We start from the raw sequence: 15140 nt of genomic DNA on the forward strand, positions 1-15140 counted from the left end.
TTCGCATGTCGGTTGCCTGCGGCGTCACGTCGGAGCGGTAATCTCGCCCCTCCGTGTGAGCGAGAGTCGAGGTCTGGTCGTGAGTTCGTCCCCACCCGTTGAGTTCGTCGTCGATGCCACGGTGCACCCCGAGCCCACGGCAACCGTCGTCGACGCCCTGGGCGCACAGGTCGAGAGCGACCACCGGGTGCGGTCGGTGTGGTTGGACACCCACGACTGGTTGTTGCGGCGCGCCGGGTGCGTGCTCGAGCACCGCACCGTCCCGGGTGGTCCGTGGCTGGTGCTGGTCGAGGGCGACGGCCGCTCGACGCGCCAGCAGGCCGGGCGCACCGTGCCGACCGTCGACACCCTGCCCGACGGCGCGATCGCCGACCGGGTGCGCGACATCGTCGGCATCCGTGCGCTGCTGCCGCAGGTCGAGGCCACCGGACCGGTGACCGTGGTGGCGGTGCTCGACGACCTCGAGAAGACCGTGGCGCGGGTCGTCCTCGAGGGGCCGAGCGAGGTCCGCGACGGCGAGGAGCTGCCGGTCCGCGCGCGTGTCGAGACCATGCGGGGCTACGAGAAGTCCGCCAAGCGGGCGGCGAAACAGCTCAGGTCGCTGGACGGCGTACGCCGCGCGGTGCCGCGGTTCGAGGCGATCTGCCGCGCCGCGGAGGTCGACCCGCTGGCCCACCGCAACAAGCCCGATCTCGCCTTCACCCCCGACCTGCCCGCCGGCGAGGCCTTCGCCGACACCTTCGCCCAGCTGCTTGCGATCCTGCGGGACAACCTCGACGGCACCCTGGCCCAGACCGACACCGAGTTCCTGCACGACTTCCGGGTGACCGTCCGACGGGCACGTGCGGTGCTCAAGTTCGCCGAGGGCGTCGTGGACGACGACACCCGGGCGCAGTACGCCGCCGAGCTGAAGTGGCTGGGCGACCAGACCTCGAAGAGCCGCGACCTCGACGTCTACCTCCTCGACTGGGAGGACCTCGCGGGGCGGGTCAGCGACCCCGACTCCCTCGCGCCGTTCCGCCAGCGGTTGGTGCGCCAGCACCGCTCGGCCCACGCGGCGCTGAACAAGACGCTGCGCTCGGACCGGTTCGCCGCGCTGCTCCACGGCTGGCAGGAGGACCTCGCCGGACACCACACCGGCCCGCTGGCCGACAGCCCGGTCATCGACGTGGCGGTGCAGCGACTGGACAAGTCGTGGAAGAAGGTGCACAAGCGCGGCCGCGCCATCACCGACGAGTCACCGGCCGAGTCGCTCCACGACCTCCGCAAGCGGGGCAAGGAGCTGCGCTACCTGCTCGAGCTCTTCGCCAGCCTGCACGACCCGAAGGCTCACCAGCGGCTGGTCAAGGAGCTCAAGCGGCTCCAGGACAACCTCGGCGACTTCCAGGACTACGAGGCGCAGGCCCACTTCGTCCTCGAGCACGCCGACGCGCTCGGTCGCACCACGACGCCCGCGACGACGCTGATGAGCATGGGGCGCCTGGAGCAGCAGCTGGAGGAGGGCCAGCACGCCGCCCGTGCCGAGTTCGCCGCCCGCTGGCGTGCGTTCGACACCAAGCAGAACCAGCGGCTCTACGACGGATTGGTGGCCCAGTGATGCAGATCGTTGCCTCGTACAGCATCAAGGGTGGTGTCGGGAAGACGACCACTTGCGCCAACCTGGCGTGGCTGGCCGCGTCGGAGGGCCGCCGCGTGCTGCTGTGGGACCTCGACCCGCAGGGCGGCGCGACCTACCTCTTCCGCGTCCGCGCCAAGGTCAAGGGCGGCGGCGAGGCGCTGGTGTCGGGCAAGCGCGACCTGTTGCAGGCGGTCAAGGCCAGCGACTACGAGAACCTCGACCTGCTGCCCGCCGACTTCTCCTACCGCAACCTCGACCTGTTGCTGGACGCGCAGAAGAAGCCCACCAAGCGGCTCTCCCGGCTGCTGGCCGAGATGGCCGACGAGTACGACGTGGTGTTCCTCGACTGCGCCCCGAGCGTCTCGCTGGTCTCGGAGAGCATCGTGCGTGCAGCCGACCTCGTCCTCGCACCCATCCTGCCGGCGCCGCTGTCGGTGCGGACCCTGGAGCAGCTGCGGGACTTCATCGACGACACCAAGGGCTCCTCGCCCGCGCTGCTGGGGTTCCTCTCGATGGTCGATCGGCGGCGCAAGCTCCACAAGGACCTCGTCGCCTCGCTGCCCGAGGAGTACGACGACATCGCGACCACCGCGATCCCGGCCGCCTCGGCCGTGGAGCAGATGGGCGTCCGACGCGCCCCGATCGTGTCGTGGGCGCCCACCGCCGCGGCCTCCAAGGCCTACCGTGCCCTGTGGGACGAGGCCCGCGCAGCGCTGCCCTGAGTGCGCGACGTCAGGACAGCTTGAACCGCGCCAGCAATGGGCGGTGGTCGCTGTGCAGGCCGTCGACCGTCAGGTGCTTGAGGAACTCCACCCGCTCCTGCCGGACGTCCGGGGTGGCGGCGTACACGTAGTCGATGTTGCGCCCCGACACCGGATGGGTCACCGGCAGGCCCTTGCCGCCCAGTGCCTGGTAGGACGACGTCGCGTGGCCGCGCAGGGTCCGCGTGGGGCCGCGGTGGGGCTCGACCCGCCGTTCGTTGCTGACGTCGAAGTTCATGTCGCCCGTGCCGAGGACCCACCGTCCCGGTGAGTTGTCGAAGGCGCGGGCGAAGGCCGAGAGCTGGCTCCGGGCGCGCTCGGCGTTCGGGGTGCTGCGCCAGCGGCCGGGCTGGTCCTCGTTCTCGATGGCCTGCGGGAGGTGGGTCGTCAGGATGCTGACGTTGTGCCCGGTCGCGCGGTCGCGCAGCACGACGCGGAGGACGTACCGGTCGCTGACGGGGTGGTCGGTGGAGGGGTCCACGCCGGGTGCGACGCGGCGGCGGTCGGCGCGGACGAAGACGAACTGCTCCTTGCGCCACGAGACGGCGAGCTCCTCCGAGCCCCCCGCCGCCCAGGCGGTGCCCCAGCCCAGCTTGCTCAGCTGGTTGCGCACCTGACCCATCCGGTAGGCCTCCTGCCACCCGATGATGTCGACCCAGTCCTTGCGCGCGAGGGTGCGTGCGTCCTGCACGGTCTGTTCGAGGCTGAGTTGCTTGTAGGCGTTGAAGGAGACCAGCCCGATGCGGCGCGACGGGGTCTTCCGCGGCTGTGCCGTCGCGCTCGTGGTGGGCTCGGCCGTCTCCGACTCCGTCGGCTCCTCCTCGGCCGGGGCGCTCGGCGACTCGGTGGCCCCGGTGGACTCCGGGACGTCGGCGCTCGCGGTCGAGGTCTCGGTCGAGGACGGGGTCGAGGTCGGGGTCGAGGTCGGGGTCTCGGTCGGTGTGGTCTCCGGTGTCGCGGACGGCTCGCTCGAGGCGAGCCGCGCGAGGTCGCCGGCCGTCGGCGTGGAGACGTCGGCGCCACTGCTCAGGACTGCGACGCCGTAGAGCACGACGGTGGTGAGCAGGAGCAATGGGGGAGGCCCGGACCAGCGTCGTCGCGGCACGGGGGCCTCCGTCCTTCGGTCAGCAGCGGTGGCGGCCCGGTGGCCGCGGACCCACGCTAATTGCCGCGGTGGGCAGCGACGTGGACCCGCGGCGGAATGTCGGCCGGCGGCGGACCCGCCGCCGGCTCACGCGGTGTCGCCGACCAACTCGGCCGCGGCCTCGTCGGTGGAGTGTCGGGCGGGGGCCCCGTGCAGGGCGCGGTGGACGGTCCGCGCCCCGAGCAGCGCGATGACCACGCCCGTGGTGACGGCGATCGCGCCGAACCAGAACGGCGCGTGCACTCCCTGCTGCTCGGCGAGTCGCAGCGCGAGGTAGGGCCCGAGCGCGCCGCCGGTGAACCTCACGAACGAGTACGCCGCGGAGGCCACCGGCCGCTCCACCGGCGCGACGCCCATGACGGCTTCGGTGACGAGGGTGTTGATCACGCCGAGTACGGCGCCGGCGGCGATGATGCCGGTCGCGACGGCGACCTCGCTCTCGGCCCACCAGGCCAGCAGTGCCAGGTCGAGGCCGAAGAGCCCGAGGCAGGCGATCATCGTGGGGATGGTGCCCCAGCGCCGTTGCAGGCCCGGTGCGACGGCGACCGAGGTGATGGCCAGCAGGAGGCCCCAGCCGAAGAAGACCCAACCGATCTGCATGATGCCCAGGCTGGGCAGCGCGAACGGCCCCGCGGCCAGGAGGGTGAAGAACCCGAGGTTGTAGCAGACGGCGACCAGGGCCAGCGCCAGGAGCGCGGGGTGCGCCAGTGCACGGAACGGGTCGGCGAGGGAGGTACGCCGTCCGGCGGGTGGTGTCTCGGGGAGGAACCATGCGGTGGCCAGCAGCGCGATCGTCATCAGGACCGAGACGCCGAAGAAGGGGCCGCGCCAGGAGACGTTGCCGAGCAGTCCGCCGATCAGGGGGCCCGAGGCGATGCCGAGGCCGAGCGCCGCCTCGAACAGGATGATGGCCTGGGCGAGTGAGCCGCTCGCGGCACTCACGATCGTGGAGAGTGCGGTCGCGATGAACAGGGCGTTGCCCAGGCCCCAGCCCGCACGGAACCCGATGATCGCCCCGACCGAGCCGGAGGCACCGGCGAGACCGGCGAACACGATGATGAGCAACAGGCCGAGGAGCAGGGTCCGCTTGGCGCCGATCCGGCTGGAGACCACGCCGGTCACCAGCATCGCAACGCCCATCACCGCCATGTAGCTGGTGAACAGCAACGACACCTGGCTCGGCGTGGCGTCGAGCTGGGCGGCGATCTCCTTCAGGATCGGGTCGACGAGACCGATCCCCATGAAGGCGATCACGCAGGCGAAGGCCACTGCCCAGACGGCGCGTGGTTGACGGAGGATGGAACTGCTCACGGGGTGGCGTCTCCTTCGGGTCGTTCGAGCAGGTCGCGCAGCACGGCCACGGCGGTGGCCACGTCCGCGGCGTCGTGACGGCCGTCGGCGGTGATGCGATCGGCGACCAGTCGGCCGTTCGACTCACGCACCCTCCGGAGCTCACGCCGGCCGGCCGTGGTGAGGGCCACCAGGCTCGCCCGGGCGTCCTCGGGATGGCGCTGCTTGGTGACCCAGCCGCGGTCGACGAGCTGGCGCACCGCGCCGGTCATCGTCGGCTGGGAGCACCGGTCGGCGTCCGCGAGGGCGGTCACGCCGAGCGGGCCGTGCTGGTCCAGCAGCGAGAGGACCCTCGTGGTGGCCGGGTGGGGGACCTCGTGGCGGACCGTGCGGACCAGCCGCGCGGCGTACACGACGAGGTCGCTGCTGAGTTCGTCCAGGTCCGGTGCCGTCACGTCCTCCGACGTTAGATAGGGAACCTATGTAATGCAAGGTCGATCACGTCACACCTGCGTGTGGCTGCCCTGTCGTGCTCCCGGGGGCGACCTCGCCGTGTGCCACGATGGGGGCGTGACTGCCAGTCCCGCCGAGGTCGATCCGGGTGTCGAGGCCGAGGCCCTCCCCGAGGACGCCACGTTGGCCGACACCCCGTGGGTGACGGTGGTGTGGAACGACCCGGTGAACCTGATGTCCTACGTCACCCACGTGTTCCAGGAGTACTTCGGCTACGGCCGCCGCAAGGCGGAGAAGCTGATGATGGAGGTCCACAAGGACGGGCGGTCCGCGGTCAGCCACGGTTCCCGCGAGGAGATGGAGCGCGACGTCCAGGCGATGCACGAGTACGGACTGTGGGCGACGTTGCAGAAGGCCGACGCGTGAGGCGGCCGGCATGACCGGGTTCGTGCGCCACCGTCGCAGCCAGCGGATCCACGCCACGTTCGCCGGCTTCGAGGCCGACCTGCTGCGCTCGCTGGCCGGTCAGCTGGTGGAGTTGCTGCGCAACGAGGAGGCGGAGCCCGGCGGGACGGATCCGCTGGAGGCGATGCTCGACTTCTCCGGACCCACCACGGCCCCGGAGGACCCAGTCCTGGCGCGGCTGTTCCCGACGGCGTATCACGACGACGAGGAGGCGGCCGCCGACTTCCGGCGGTTCACCGAGTCGACCCTGCGCGACGGCAAGGCCCGTGCGGCCGTGGTGGTCATCGACACCCTCGAGGAGGCCGGACTGCCGCCGGACGGTCCCGGGGACGACATCACGATCGATGTCGAGCTCGACCACGATGCGGCGCGCACGTGGCTGCGCTCCTTCAACGACCTACGGCTCGCGCTCGGCACGAGGCTCGAGGTCGAAGAGGGCGACGAGGACTACTGGGCCTCGCTGCCCGAGGACGATCCCCGAGGCCAGATGCACCACGTCTACGACTGGCTCGGCTACCTGCAGGAGACGCTGGTCCGCGCTCTCTGAGTCTCAGGCGGCGGTCCAGGCGAGCTCGATGCGGACCCGCCCCGGGGCGGGTGGTCCGGTGATGGGTGGTGCCTGGGAGTCGTAGTGGTGGCCGGTCGGCGTGGTCGTGGTGACGGTGTGGCCGACCGGGTGGGTGAGCGTGCTGGTCCAGCCGGGCGCCTGCTTGGCGTGGTTGCAGGACTCGCAGAGCCCCTGCCCGTTGGCGGCCGTGGTGCGTCCGCCGTCGCCGTGGGGGACGAGGTGGTCGGTGTGGCGGATGGGTGCGTGGCACCACGGGGTCCGGCAAGTGCGGTCGCGGAGCCGGATGAACTCCGCCAGCCGGTGGGGAAAGCAGCGGGCACGGGACTCCATCGCGACCAGGTCGCGGCCGTCGGGACTGGCGAAAAGGCGCCGCAGGGCCGCGGCACCGTGGTCGGGGGCAGCTGCCTGGGTGGTCAGGTCGCGGGCGAGGTCGGCCGGGATCGGCCCCCATCCGTCGAGGTGGACCACGTCGCCCTCGGCATCGTCCAGGAGGGCATCGGGTGTGAGGACGAGGTTGAGCGTGACCGGGACCGGCGTGGCGGCGGGGCGTCCGGTGACGCGCTCGAGCAACGTGTCGGCCATGGCCCTGCCGCGGCTGGTGGCCAGCCCGGTGCCGACGGCGTGGTCGGCGGTGGCCCGCAAAGTGGCGTACATCGCGACGGCGTCGGCCACGGGGAGCAGGGCAGTGAACCAGGCCATCGTGTCCGGTGCCGGTCGCAGACTGACGTGGCGGTCTGCCTCGGCGTTGCGGCGCCGCTGCGCGACCGAGGCGGGGTCGAGTCGCGCAGCGAGTCGGCGCGCTTCCGCGACCACCTCGCGGTCACTGAGCGCCTCCAGCCGGTCGCGGTCTCCAGCGAGGCGGCGGTCGACCTCCCTTCGGTGGTCCAGCGGCAGGCAGGCGGTCTCGCGGGCCAGGAGCGTGGCACGCCACTCACCGATCGCGCCGGTGACCAGCGCGTGGCGCGTGTGGGGCATCTCCCGGTCCGGCACCCGTGCCAGGCCGGTGTGGCGCTGGCCGCGGTGGGGCGACTCGCGGCGCGCGAGGGCGACCTGGTGCCCGATGCCTCGTCCCCGGCGCTCCGCCGGGACGCCCAGCGCGGCCGCCCGATCGCGCTGGGAGGCGTCGAACGCGGCCGTCTCGCGGAGCTGGCGTCCCTCGACCACGCACTTGAGCTCCTCCAGCGCCCGCAGTGCGTCGACGCGGTCGGCGTCGTCGCCGGCGAGCCCACCGGTGACCAGGCGGCCGGTGATCGCAGCCAGCTCCGCGGTGGTCACTCCCACCTGCTGCCGTGTCATCGCGATCACTCCCGAGCATCGAACCGTGGTCCGACTCTAGGGGCGACCACCGACAGTGCTTCCCCAGTGCGGGGAAGCGTTCCAGCGCCCCCGGCGTTGCCACTGCATGGCAGACGACGCGGGGCAGGGGACGGTGCGGCAGTTGCGCCTGGTGGTGCATGCCGCGGACTTCGAGGCGGCGGTGCGGTTCTACCGCGACACCCTCGGCATGCCGGAGGAGGAGTCCTACTCCGGTGAGGGCGGCGCCGAGGTGGTGATCCTCGACGCCGGCCGGGCGACGCTCGAGCTCGCCAACACCGCGCAGGTCGAGATGATCGACGACGTCGAGGTCGGCCGGCGGGTGGCGCCGCACTTCCGCGTCGCGCTCGAGGTGGCCGACACCGACGCCACGACCCGGACCGCGGTCACCGGCGGCGCGACCCTGGTGGCCGAGCCGACCGTGACGCCGTGGCGGTCGAGGAACGCACGCCTCGACGCGCCCGCGGACGTGCAGTTGACGCTGTTCGAGGAGCTCGACGCCTGACCACCCCGCGTCAGGGCTTCACGGCCAGGACCGGCACCGTCGCGTCCAGCAGGATCTGCTGGGCCAACGAGCCGAAGAGCAGCTTGCCGGTGGGGCTGCGATGCTTGATCCCGATCACGATCACCGAGGCGCCGTGACGAGCGGCGGCGTCGAGCAGCCCACCCCCCGCGTCGCGCTGCCGGGGGTCGGACTGCTCGACCCGCACCGCGATGCCGGCGTCCTCCTCCACGGTCGGTGCCCGGTGGCGGGCCAGGTCGAAGACGACCAGGTCCTCCGAGCGGCGACGGGCCTCGTCAGCACCGGCGCGCAGCGCAGCGGCACTCTCGGGCGTGTCCAGATGTGCGACCAGCACGGTCATGGGGTCCTCCTGGGTCGGGTCGGGGACGAAGGCGTCGGATCAGACATCGGCCATCGCACGGCTGCGCACGCCCTGCCGGGCCTTGAGCCCGACCACCAGGGCGAGCAGGCCGTAGAGCACCAGCGGAATGGGGCCGGAGACGAAGACGGAGTAGTCCCCGTCCGAACTCAGCAGCGCCTCACGCATGCTCGACTCGGCCAACGGTCCGAGCACCATGCCGATCAGCATCGGCGCGACGGGTACGCCGTAGCGCCGCATCACGAAGCCCAGGCAGCCGATCGCGAGGAACAGCAACAGGTCGAAGGTCGACTGCGAGGTCGCGTAGATGCCGAGCCCGCAGAAGACCACGATCCCGCCGTAGAGGTACGGCGCCGGGATCAGCAGCAACCGTGACCACAGGTGCGCGAAGGGCAGGTTGATGACCAGCAGCACCACCATCGCGAGGAAGAAGCTGGCGAGCAGCGCCCACACGAGGTCGGCGGAGTTGTCGAAGAGCAGCGGGCCGGGCTGCAGGCCGTACTGCTGGAACGCGGCGAGCATGATCGCCGCGGTCGCCGACACCGGCAGTCCCAGCGCCAGCAGTGCGGCCATGGCCATGCCGGTCGTCGCGTTGCCCGCGGACTCCGGCGCCGCGAGCCCGCGCAGCGCACCCGTGCCGAACTTCGGCCGACCCGAGCGCCGGTCCAGCCGGCGCTCGACGTCGTAGGCCAGGAAGGTCGGGACCTCCGCGCCACCGACCGGGATCACGCCGAAGGGCAGACCGATGGCCGTGCCGCGTGCCCAGGCCGGCGCGGCCTCCTTCACCTCGGCCCGCGACAGGTGGGCACGGTCGCCCCTGGTGCCCAGCTGGGCGGGCTTGGGGTCGCGGGCGAAGCGGCTCGCGACCTTGAGGACCTCGCCCATCGCCAGCAGTGCGACCGCGACGACCACGAGCGACACCCCGTCGAAGAGGTTGGGGGAGCCGAAGGTGAACCGCTCCGCCCCGGTGAAGGCGTCGAGGCCGACGGTGGCGAGGACCAGTCCCAGCACGAGGGCGCTCAGGCCCTTCACCGCGGAGTCCGCGACCACCGAGGAGATCGCGCCGAAGGCGAGCAGCGACAGCGCGAAGTACTCCGCCGGACCGAAGCTCGTCGACCACTCCGCCAGGGAGGGGGCGAGGAAGACCACCAGGACGGAGGCGACGATGCCGCCGATGAAGGCGCCGATCGCGGCCACCGCCAGTGCCTGCGGTGCCCGGCCGTCCTTGGCCATCGCGTGTCCCTCGAAGGTGGACGCGATCGCCGACCCCTGGCCGGGCGTGTTCATCAAGATGCCCATCGTGGAGTCGCCGAACAGGCCACCGAAGTAGACGCCGGCGAAGAGGATGAACGCGGCCGTCGGGTCCAGCGCGAAGGTCATCGGCAGCAGCAGCGCGACGGCCATGGACGACCCGAGCCCGGGGAGGACGCCGACGGCGGTGCCGATCAGGCAGCCCAGGACCACCCAGAGCAGGTTCATCGGGGTGAGGGCTCCGGAGAAGCCCTCCATCAGCAGGTCGAGCTGTTCCATCACAGGCCTCCCAGGAGTCCGGAGGGCAGCGGCAGTCCGAGGCCGGTGCCGAAGACGAGGTAGATCCCGCTCGACACCACCAGTGCGACGGTGGTGTCGAAGCCGGGACGAGTGCTGCCGAAGCCGCGGGCCACGCACCAGAAGAGCAGCGCAGCGCCGAGGATCCAGCCGAGCAGGTCCAGCAGCACGGCGAAGACCAGGAACCCGCCGGCGACCCAGGCGAACGCGCCCCAGTCGCTGTGCGTGCGGTGCTCCCCGGCCGTCGCACGGTCGGGGTGGCGCAGGTAGTGCACCGTCAACAGCGCGGTGAGCAGGTAGCCGGCGACCGCGAGCAGCGTCGGGAAGAAGCGCGGACCGGGGAACGTCGCCTCGGCCGGGACCTCCATGCGCAGCACGCCGATCACCACCAGCGTGCTGACCACGCCGAGGATCGCCGGCACCAGCAGTGCGCCGTGCCCACGGGTCGCGGACGGGGCCGGGGGCGTGGTGTCGGTGGGAGTCGATGTCGTCGTCACAGGTCCAGCTCCTCGTACAGCTCGGCCACGCGGGCCTCCTCCTCGGCGAGGAACTCGCGGAAGTCCTCACCGTCCAACCACACGTCGGTCCACTGGTTGCGGGAGACCGCGCTCTCCCACTCCTCGGTCGCGACGATCTCCTCGTAGACCTCGCGCATCTCCTCGGCCTCGTCCGCGGAGATGTCGGGTGGCCCGAAGACCGCCCGCCAGTTCGTCAGCGTCACGTCGTAGCCCAGCGAGGGCAGCGTCGGGATGTCGACCCCGTCCAGGGGCTCCTCCGCCACGAGGCCCAGCGCGCGGAGACGACCGGACTCGATCTGGTCGTCGACGTCCGGGAAGCCCGAGGCCGCGGCGGCCGCGGTCTCGGTCACCAGTGACTGCGCGACCTCACCACCACCCGAGGCGGGGATGTAGGACACGTCCGCGGGGTCGATGCCGGCGGAGAGGGCGAGCTCGGCCATCACCAGCTGGTCGAAGCTGCCGCCGCCGGTGAAGGGCACCTTGCCGGGGTCCTTGCGCCAGGCGCGGACCAGGTCGTCCAGCGTCTCGTAGGGCGAGTCGCCCGGGACGACGATGACGTCGTACTCCTCCACCACGCGGGCGATCGGTGTCACGTCGGACAGCGTCACCGCGGAGTCGAGCTGCTCCACGCCGGCGACGAGGCCGGTGCCGCCCACCATCGCCGTGCCGGCCTCGCCCTCGCGACGCTCCAGGCTGGTCAGGCCGATCGTGCCGGCGGCCCCCGGCACGTTGAGGACCTGCACGTTGGTGGCGACGTCGTTCTCGCGCATGGCGTTCTGCGACTCGCGCATGAAGGTGTCCCAACCACCACCGGCGGCCGCCGGGGCGATCAGCGTCGCCTTCGTGCGCAGGCCGGGGGAGACGCCGGCACGCTGGATCGAGGACGCCACCGCGGCGGTGACGATCACCGTGGCCACCACGGCGTAGACCACGAGGGCGACCCGGGTGCGGGTCCGTCGGGTCGTCGCGCCGGTGGCGGACGGGTGCGGGCTGGTCATGGGGTTCCTCCTGTCGGGGACATGGGACGAGTGCTGGGGGACGGGGTGCTGCGCGCGTCAGGGACGCAGGCCGAGGCGGCGCAGCGTGGTGGTGACGCGGTCCTCCTGGTCGGCCAGGAAGTCGGCGAAGTCCTCGCCGGTGAGGAAGCCGTCGCGCCATCCGTTGCGGTCCAGTGCCTGTTGCCACTGGTCGGTGCCGCGCATCCGGTCGAAGTGCTCGACCAGCTCGGCGCGACGTTCCTCGGAGATGCCGGGAGGAGCCATCACGCCGCGCCAGTTGCTGAAGACCAGGTCGACGCCGGACTCGGTCAGCGTCGGTGCGGCGACCGCGCTGGACCGGTCCTCGCCGGAGACCGCGAGCACCCGCAGGCTCCCGTTGGCCACCTGCCCGCGCAGCTCACCGACGCCGCTGAACCCGACGTCCACGTCGGCCTGCAGCAGCGACGTGGTGAGGGGGCCGCCGCCGTCGTAGGAGCGGTAGCGCACCCGGGTGGGGTCGACGCCGAGCTCGTCGGCCAGTCGCATCCCGAACAGGTGGTCCGGTCCGCCGATGCCGGACCCGCCGCCGACGGTGATCGCCGCCGGGTCACGACGCCACGCGCGGGCGAGGTCCTGCACGTCCTGCCAGGGGGAGTCGGCCGGTACGACGATCCCCTCCGCCTCGCGGACCAGGCGAGCGATGGGGGTGAGGTCGGTCGCGGTGGTCTCGCTGTCGCTGGCCGCGGCAGCGCCCACGACTCCCAGTCCCATCGTCAGCACGAGGTCCTCGGCGCCGCGCTCGTTGCGCATCCGCTGCAGCGCGACCGTGCCGCTGCCGCCGCGGACGTGGGCGATCTCGACCGGCCCGGCCAGGTCGTTGTCCTCCAGTGCCTTCGCCGCGGCACGCCCGGTCAGGTCGTAGCCGCCGCCGGGGCTGTTGGGGATGAACATCCGCAGCGGCGGATCGGCCGGGGCAGGTGCACTGCAACCGCTGAGGGGGAGCAGGAGCGCGAGGCCGGCGAGCAGCGGGACGACCGCGGCAGCGAGGGAGTGACGGCCCGCGTCGGTGGTGCTGCGCATCGACGTCCTCCTTCGGTTCCTCGGTCCTGCGGATCGGTCCCCGGCGCGCTCGGGTCGCGTTCCGGTCATGCGAGCATGGCCCCCGGACGTGGCGCTCGTCACGCTTGCGAAGGCAAGGGAGGTTGTGGTCGTTGTGGTCGCGCCGCACGCTGCCCCTCCCCGACGCCGCGAGTTCACCCTCGCCGGCCAGTTCCTGGTGTGGCAGCTGGTCGTCGTCGCGGTGCTGCTGGGCATCGTCGCCGTGCTGAGCGTGCGCCAGTCCACCGACAGCTTCGAGACCCAGCGCGGCGCCCAGATGCGTTCCACCGCGGAGTACGTCGCCAACCTCGAGGTCGTGCGCGCCCAGCTCATCGCGGCCGCGGGTGATGAGGTGGTCCGTGCCGCCCTGCCGCGCACCCTCGCGCCGGCGGTCGAGCGCGGCGTCAGCCTGTCCGGGGCCAGTGACGTGCTCGTCGTGGGCACGGCCGGCACCGTGGTCGTGGCGGCCGACCCGAGCCGCAACGGCACCGACGCCGAGCTGGGCGAGAGCGACGCCCTCTCCGGGCGGGGCTGGACCGGCGCGGTGCCGGGCGCCGACGGCCGCGCCGTCGCGGCCCACGCCCCGGTCTTCGACGACGACGGCGCCCTGCTCGGCATCGTGGTCGCCGAGGAGACCTACCCGACGGTGTGGGAGCGACTGACCAGCGCCACCCCAGACCTGGGACTCTTCCTCGGCATCGGTGCGCTGCTGGGGGTCGCGGGCAGCTACGGCGTCTCGCGACTGGTGAAGCGGCGTACGCGCGGCCTGGGGGCGACCGACATCGAGCGGCTGGCCGACCACCGCGAGGCCCTGCTGCACGCGATCCGGGAGGGCGTCGTGGCCGTCGGCACCGACCAGCGGGTGACGATGATGAACGACGCCGCCCGCCGCACGCTCGGCCTGGACGCGCCGGACGCCCCGCCCCCGGTGGGGCGACACGTCGACGAGCTCGGCCTCGACCCGCACGTCGTCGCCCTGCTCACCGGCGCCCCGGAGGTCGGAGACGTCCGCGACGCCGTCGCGTTGGTCGGCACCCAGGTGGTGGTGTTCAACCGCCGGGAGGCGGTCACCCACGGCCGCGGCATCGGTGGTGTGACGACGCTGCGCGACCGCACCCAGCTGGTGTCGCTGCAGAGCCAGCTCAGCTCCAACCTCACCATCACCGACACGCTGCGGGCGCAGGCGCACGAGTTCGACAACCGGCTCCACACCATCTCCGGGCTGGTCCAGCTGGGGGAGTACGACGAGGTGGCGGCCCTGGTGGGATCCCTCACCACCCGGCGCGCGGAGGTCACCGCCGCCGTCGCCGACCGGCTGCACGACTCCGCCGTCGCCGCACTGATGGTGGCCAAGCACGCGGTCGCCGAGGAGGCCGGCGTCGCGCTCGAGCTCGACCCGGGGTCGTGGCTGCCGCCGCTGGCCCCGGACCTCAGCGGCGACCTCACCACGGTGGTGGGCAACCTGGTCGACAACGCCGTGGACGCGTGCGCGGGCCGGGAGGCCGCCCTGGTGGAGGTGTGGCTCCGCCGCGACGGCGACACGGTCCACGTCCGGGTGCGGGACAACGGTCCCGGCGTCCCGGTCGACCAGCGGGAGGCGATCTTCGTGCGCGGCCACTCGACCAAGCCCGACGTGCCGGGCGGGCGCGGCATCGGCCTGCCGCTGGTCCGCCTCATCTGCACCCAGCGGGGCGGTCGCGTCACGGTGGGGGAGAACCGCGGGGGCGGCGCGGAGTTCCACGTCCACGTGCCGCTGGGCGAGGTGCCCGGCGACGACCGGAGCAGCGAGGAGGTGCCGGCGTGATCGGCGTACTCGTCGTCGACGACGACTTCATGGTCGCGCGCATCCACGCCAGGTTCGTCGAGCAGACCCCGGGGTTCGCGGTGGCGGGCGTGGCGCACAGCGGGGCCGAGGCGCTGGCCCAGGTCGCGACCGTCGACCCCGACCTGATCCTGCTCGACGTCCACCTGCCCGACGTGTCCGGGTTGGAGGTGCTCGAGCGGATCCGCGGCGAGGGCCGCCAGGTCGCGGTGGTCATGGTCACCGCCGAGCGCGGGGCCGACGCCGTCCGCGCCGCCCTGCACGGCGGCGCCATGCAGTACCTCGTCAAGCCGTTCGAGTACGACGACCTCGCCGACCGCCTGCGCCGGGTCGCCGCCGCCGTGGCGCAGCTCTCCGACGAGGCGGGGGACGCCACGCCGGTCGACCAGGCGACCATCGACACCGTCTTCGGCGGGCCGAGCCGCGCACGGCCGCGCCCGCGGCTGCCCAAGGGCCTCAGCCCCGAGACGGCGGCCCTGGTGCTCGACGCGGTGCGACGCCACGAGGAGACCTCGGCCTCCGAGGCGGGCGAGGCGGTCGGCCTCAGCCGGGTGACTGCTCGCCGCTACCTGGAGCACTTCGCCGACACCGGTGCGGTCGAGGTGCGCCTGCGCTACGGCACGTCCGGGCGACCGGAGCGGCGCTACCGCCTCCCGTAGCAGCGTTGCCGCGACCCCGTCCGT

The 15140-nt window shown here is 72.6% G+C and carries 16 protein-coding genes; 7 read left to right on the forward strand and 9 right to left on the reverse strand.

Annotated elements, in window-relative coordinates; genetic code table 11:
• The first annotated feature begins 79 nt into the window (after nt 1-79).
• Complete coding sequence (locus tag KUV85_RS00875; protein WP_219961340.1) at nt 80-1597, forward strand: CHAD domain-containing protein; 1518 nt, start codon at nt 80-82, stop codon at nt 1595-1597.
• Nucleotides 1597-2340 (forward strand): ParA family protein, encoded by a 744-nt coding sequence (locus KUV85_RS00880; RefSeq protein WP_219961341.1) that lies wholly within the window; start codon nt 1597-1599, stop codon nt 2338-2340. The genes KUV85_RS00875 and KUV85_RS00880 overlap by 1 nt, the downstream gene beginning before the upstream one ends.
• Nucleotides 2341-2350: 10 nt before the next feature.
• On the opposite strand, the gene KUV85_RS00885 is transcribed toward KUV85_RS00880, so the two are convergent.
• From KUV85_RS00885 to KUV85_RS00895, 3 genes are all read right to left on the reverse strand, one after another.
• Nucleotides 2351-3484, reverse strand: a complete 1134-nt coding sequence (locus KUV85_RS00885; protein WP_219961342.1) for a hypothetical protein — start codon at nt 3482-3484, stop codon at nt 2351-2353.
• Between the two features lie 126 nt (nt 3485-3610).
• Nucleotides 3611-4834 (reverse strand): MFS transporter, encoded by a 1224-nt coding sequence (locus tag KUV85_RS00890; RefSeq protein ID WP_219961343.1) that lies wholly within the window; start codon nt 4832-4834, stop codon nt 3611-3613.
• Nucleotides 4831-5268 carry a MarR family transcriptional regulator gene (locus KUV85_RS00895; protein WP_219961344.1) on the reverse strand — a complete coding sequence of 146 codons (438 nt, stop codon included), beginning with the start codon at nt 5266-5268 and terminating at the stop codon, nt 4831-4833. Before KUV85_RS00895 ends, KUV85_RS00890 begins: the two co-directional genes overlap by 4 nt.
• Nucleotides 5269-5449: 181 nt before the next feature.
• Here KUV85_RS00895 and clpS point away from each other — a divergent pair, with 181 nt between their 5' ends.
• Together clpS and KUV85_RS00905 are read left to right on the forward strand one after the other, a co-directional pair.
• Nucleotides 5450-5692 carry an ATP-dependent Clp protease adapter ClpS gene (gene clpS, locus KUV85_RS17505; protein ID WP_237690231.1) on the forward strand — a complete coding sequence of 81 codons (243 nt, stop codon included), beginning with the start codon at nt 5450-5452 and terminating at the stop codon, nt 5690-5692.
• A gap of 10 nt (nt 5693-5702) precedes the next feature.
• Complete coding sequence (locus KUV85_RS00905; RefSeq protein WP_219961346.1) at nt 5703-6278, forward strand: DUF2017 domain-containing protein; 576 nt, start codon at nt 5703-5705, stop codon at nt 6276-6278.
• Between the two features lie 3 nt (nt 6279-6281).
• On the opposite strand, the gene KUV85_RS00910 is transcribed toward KUV85_RS00905, so the two are convergent.
• Nucleotides 6282-7595 carry an HNH endonuclease gene (locus KUV85_RS00910; protein WP_219961347.1) on the reverse strand — a complete coding sequence of 438 codons (1314 nt, stop codon included), beginning with the start codon at nt 7593-7595 and terminating at the stop codon, nt 6282-6284.
• A gap of 106 nt (nt 7596-7701) precedes the next feature.
• Between KUV85_RS00910 and KUV85_RS00915 the strand changes: the two genes are divergently transcribed.
• Nucleotides 7702-8118, forward strand: a complete 417-nt coding sequence (locus tag KUV85_RS00915; protein ID WP_219961348.1) for a VOC family protein — start codon at nt 7702-7704, stop codon at nt 8116-8118.
• A 10-nt stretch (nt 8119-8128) separates the two neighbouring features.
• On the opposite strand, the gene KUV85_RS00920 is transcribed toward KUV85_RS00915, so the two are convergent.
• From KUV85_RS00920 to KUV85_RS00935, 5 genes are read right to left on the reverse strand one after another with little or no spacing between them, the layout of a single operon-like run.
• Complete coding sequence (locus tag KUV85_RS00920; protein ID WP_219961349.1) at nt 8129-8476, reverse strand: universal stress protein; 348 nt, start codon at nt 8474-8476, stop codon at nt 8129-8131.
• 39 nt (nt 8477-8515) lie between these two features.
• Complete coding sequence (locus tag KUV85_RS00925; protein ID WP_219961350.1) at nt 8516-10024, reverse strand: tripartite tricarboxylate transporter permease; 1509 nt, start codon at nt 10022-10024, stop codon at nt 8516-8518.
• A complete protein-coding gene (locus tag KUV85_RS00930) occupies nt 10024-10539 on the reverse strand; it encodes a tripartite tricarboxylate transporter TctB family protein (RefSeq protein WP_237690173.1) in 516 nt (171 codons plus the stop codon). The genes KUV85_RS00925 and KUV85_RS00930 overlap by 1 nt, the downstream gene beginning before the upstream one ends.
• Entirely contained in the window at nt 10536-11558 is a 1023-nt protein-coding gene (locus KUV85_RS17510) for a Bug family tripartite tricarboxylate transporter substrate binding protein (RefSeq protein ID WP_237690174.1), read from the reverse strand. The genes KUV85_RS00930 and KUV85_RS17510 overlap by 4 nt, the downstream gene beginning before the upstream one ends.
• 57 nt (nt 11559-11615) lie before the next feature.
• Complete coding sequence (locus KUV85_RS00935; RefSeq protein ID WP_219961351.1) at nt 11616-12617, reverse strand: Bug family tripartite tricarboxylate transporter substrate binding protein; 1002 nt, start codon at nt 12615-12617, stop codon at nt 11616-11618.
• 133 nt (nt 12618-12750) lie between these two features.
• On the opposite strand from KUV85_RS00935, the gene KUV85_RS00940 reads away from it, so the two are divergent.
• Both KUV85_RS00940 and KUV85_RS00945 read left to right on the forward strand, forming a co-directional pair.
• A complete protein-coding gene (locus KUV85_RS00940) occupies nt 12751-14439 on the forward strand; it encodes a sensor histidine kinase (RefSeq protein ID WP_219961352.1) in 1689 nt (562 codons plus the stop codon).
• Complete coding sequence (locus tag KUV85_RS00945) at nt 14436-15116, forward strand: response regulator (protein ID WP_219961353.1); 681 nt, start codon at nt 14436-14438, stop codon at nt 15114-15116. Before KUV85_RS00940 ends, KUV85_RS00945 begins: the two co-directional genes overlap by 4 nt.
• Nucleotides 15117-15140: the final 24 nt, after the last annotated feature.

It is taken from the genome of Nocardioides panacisoli (assembly GCF_019448235.1).
GTDB classification, from domain to species: Bacteria; Actinomycetota; Actinomycetes; order Propionibacteriales; family Nocardioidaceae; genus Nocardioides; species Nocardioides panacisoli_A.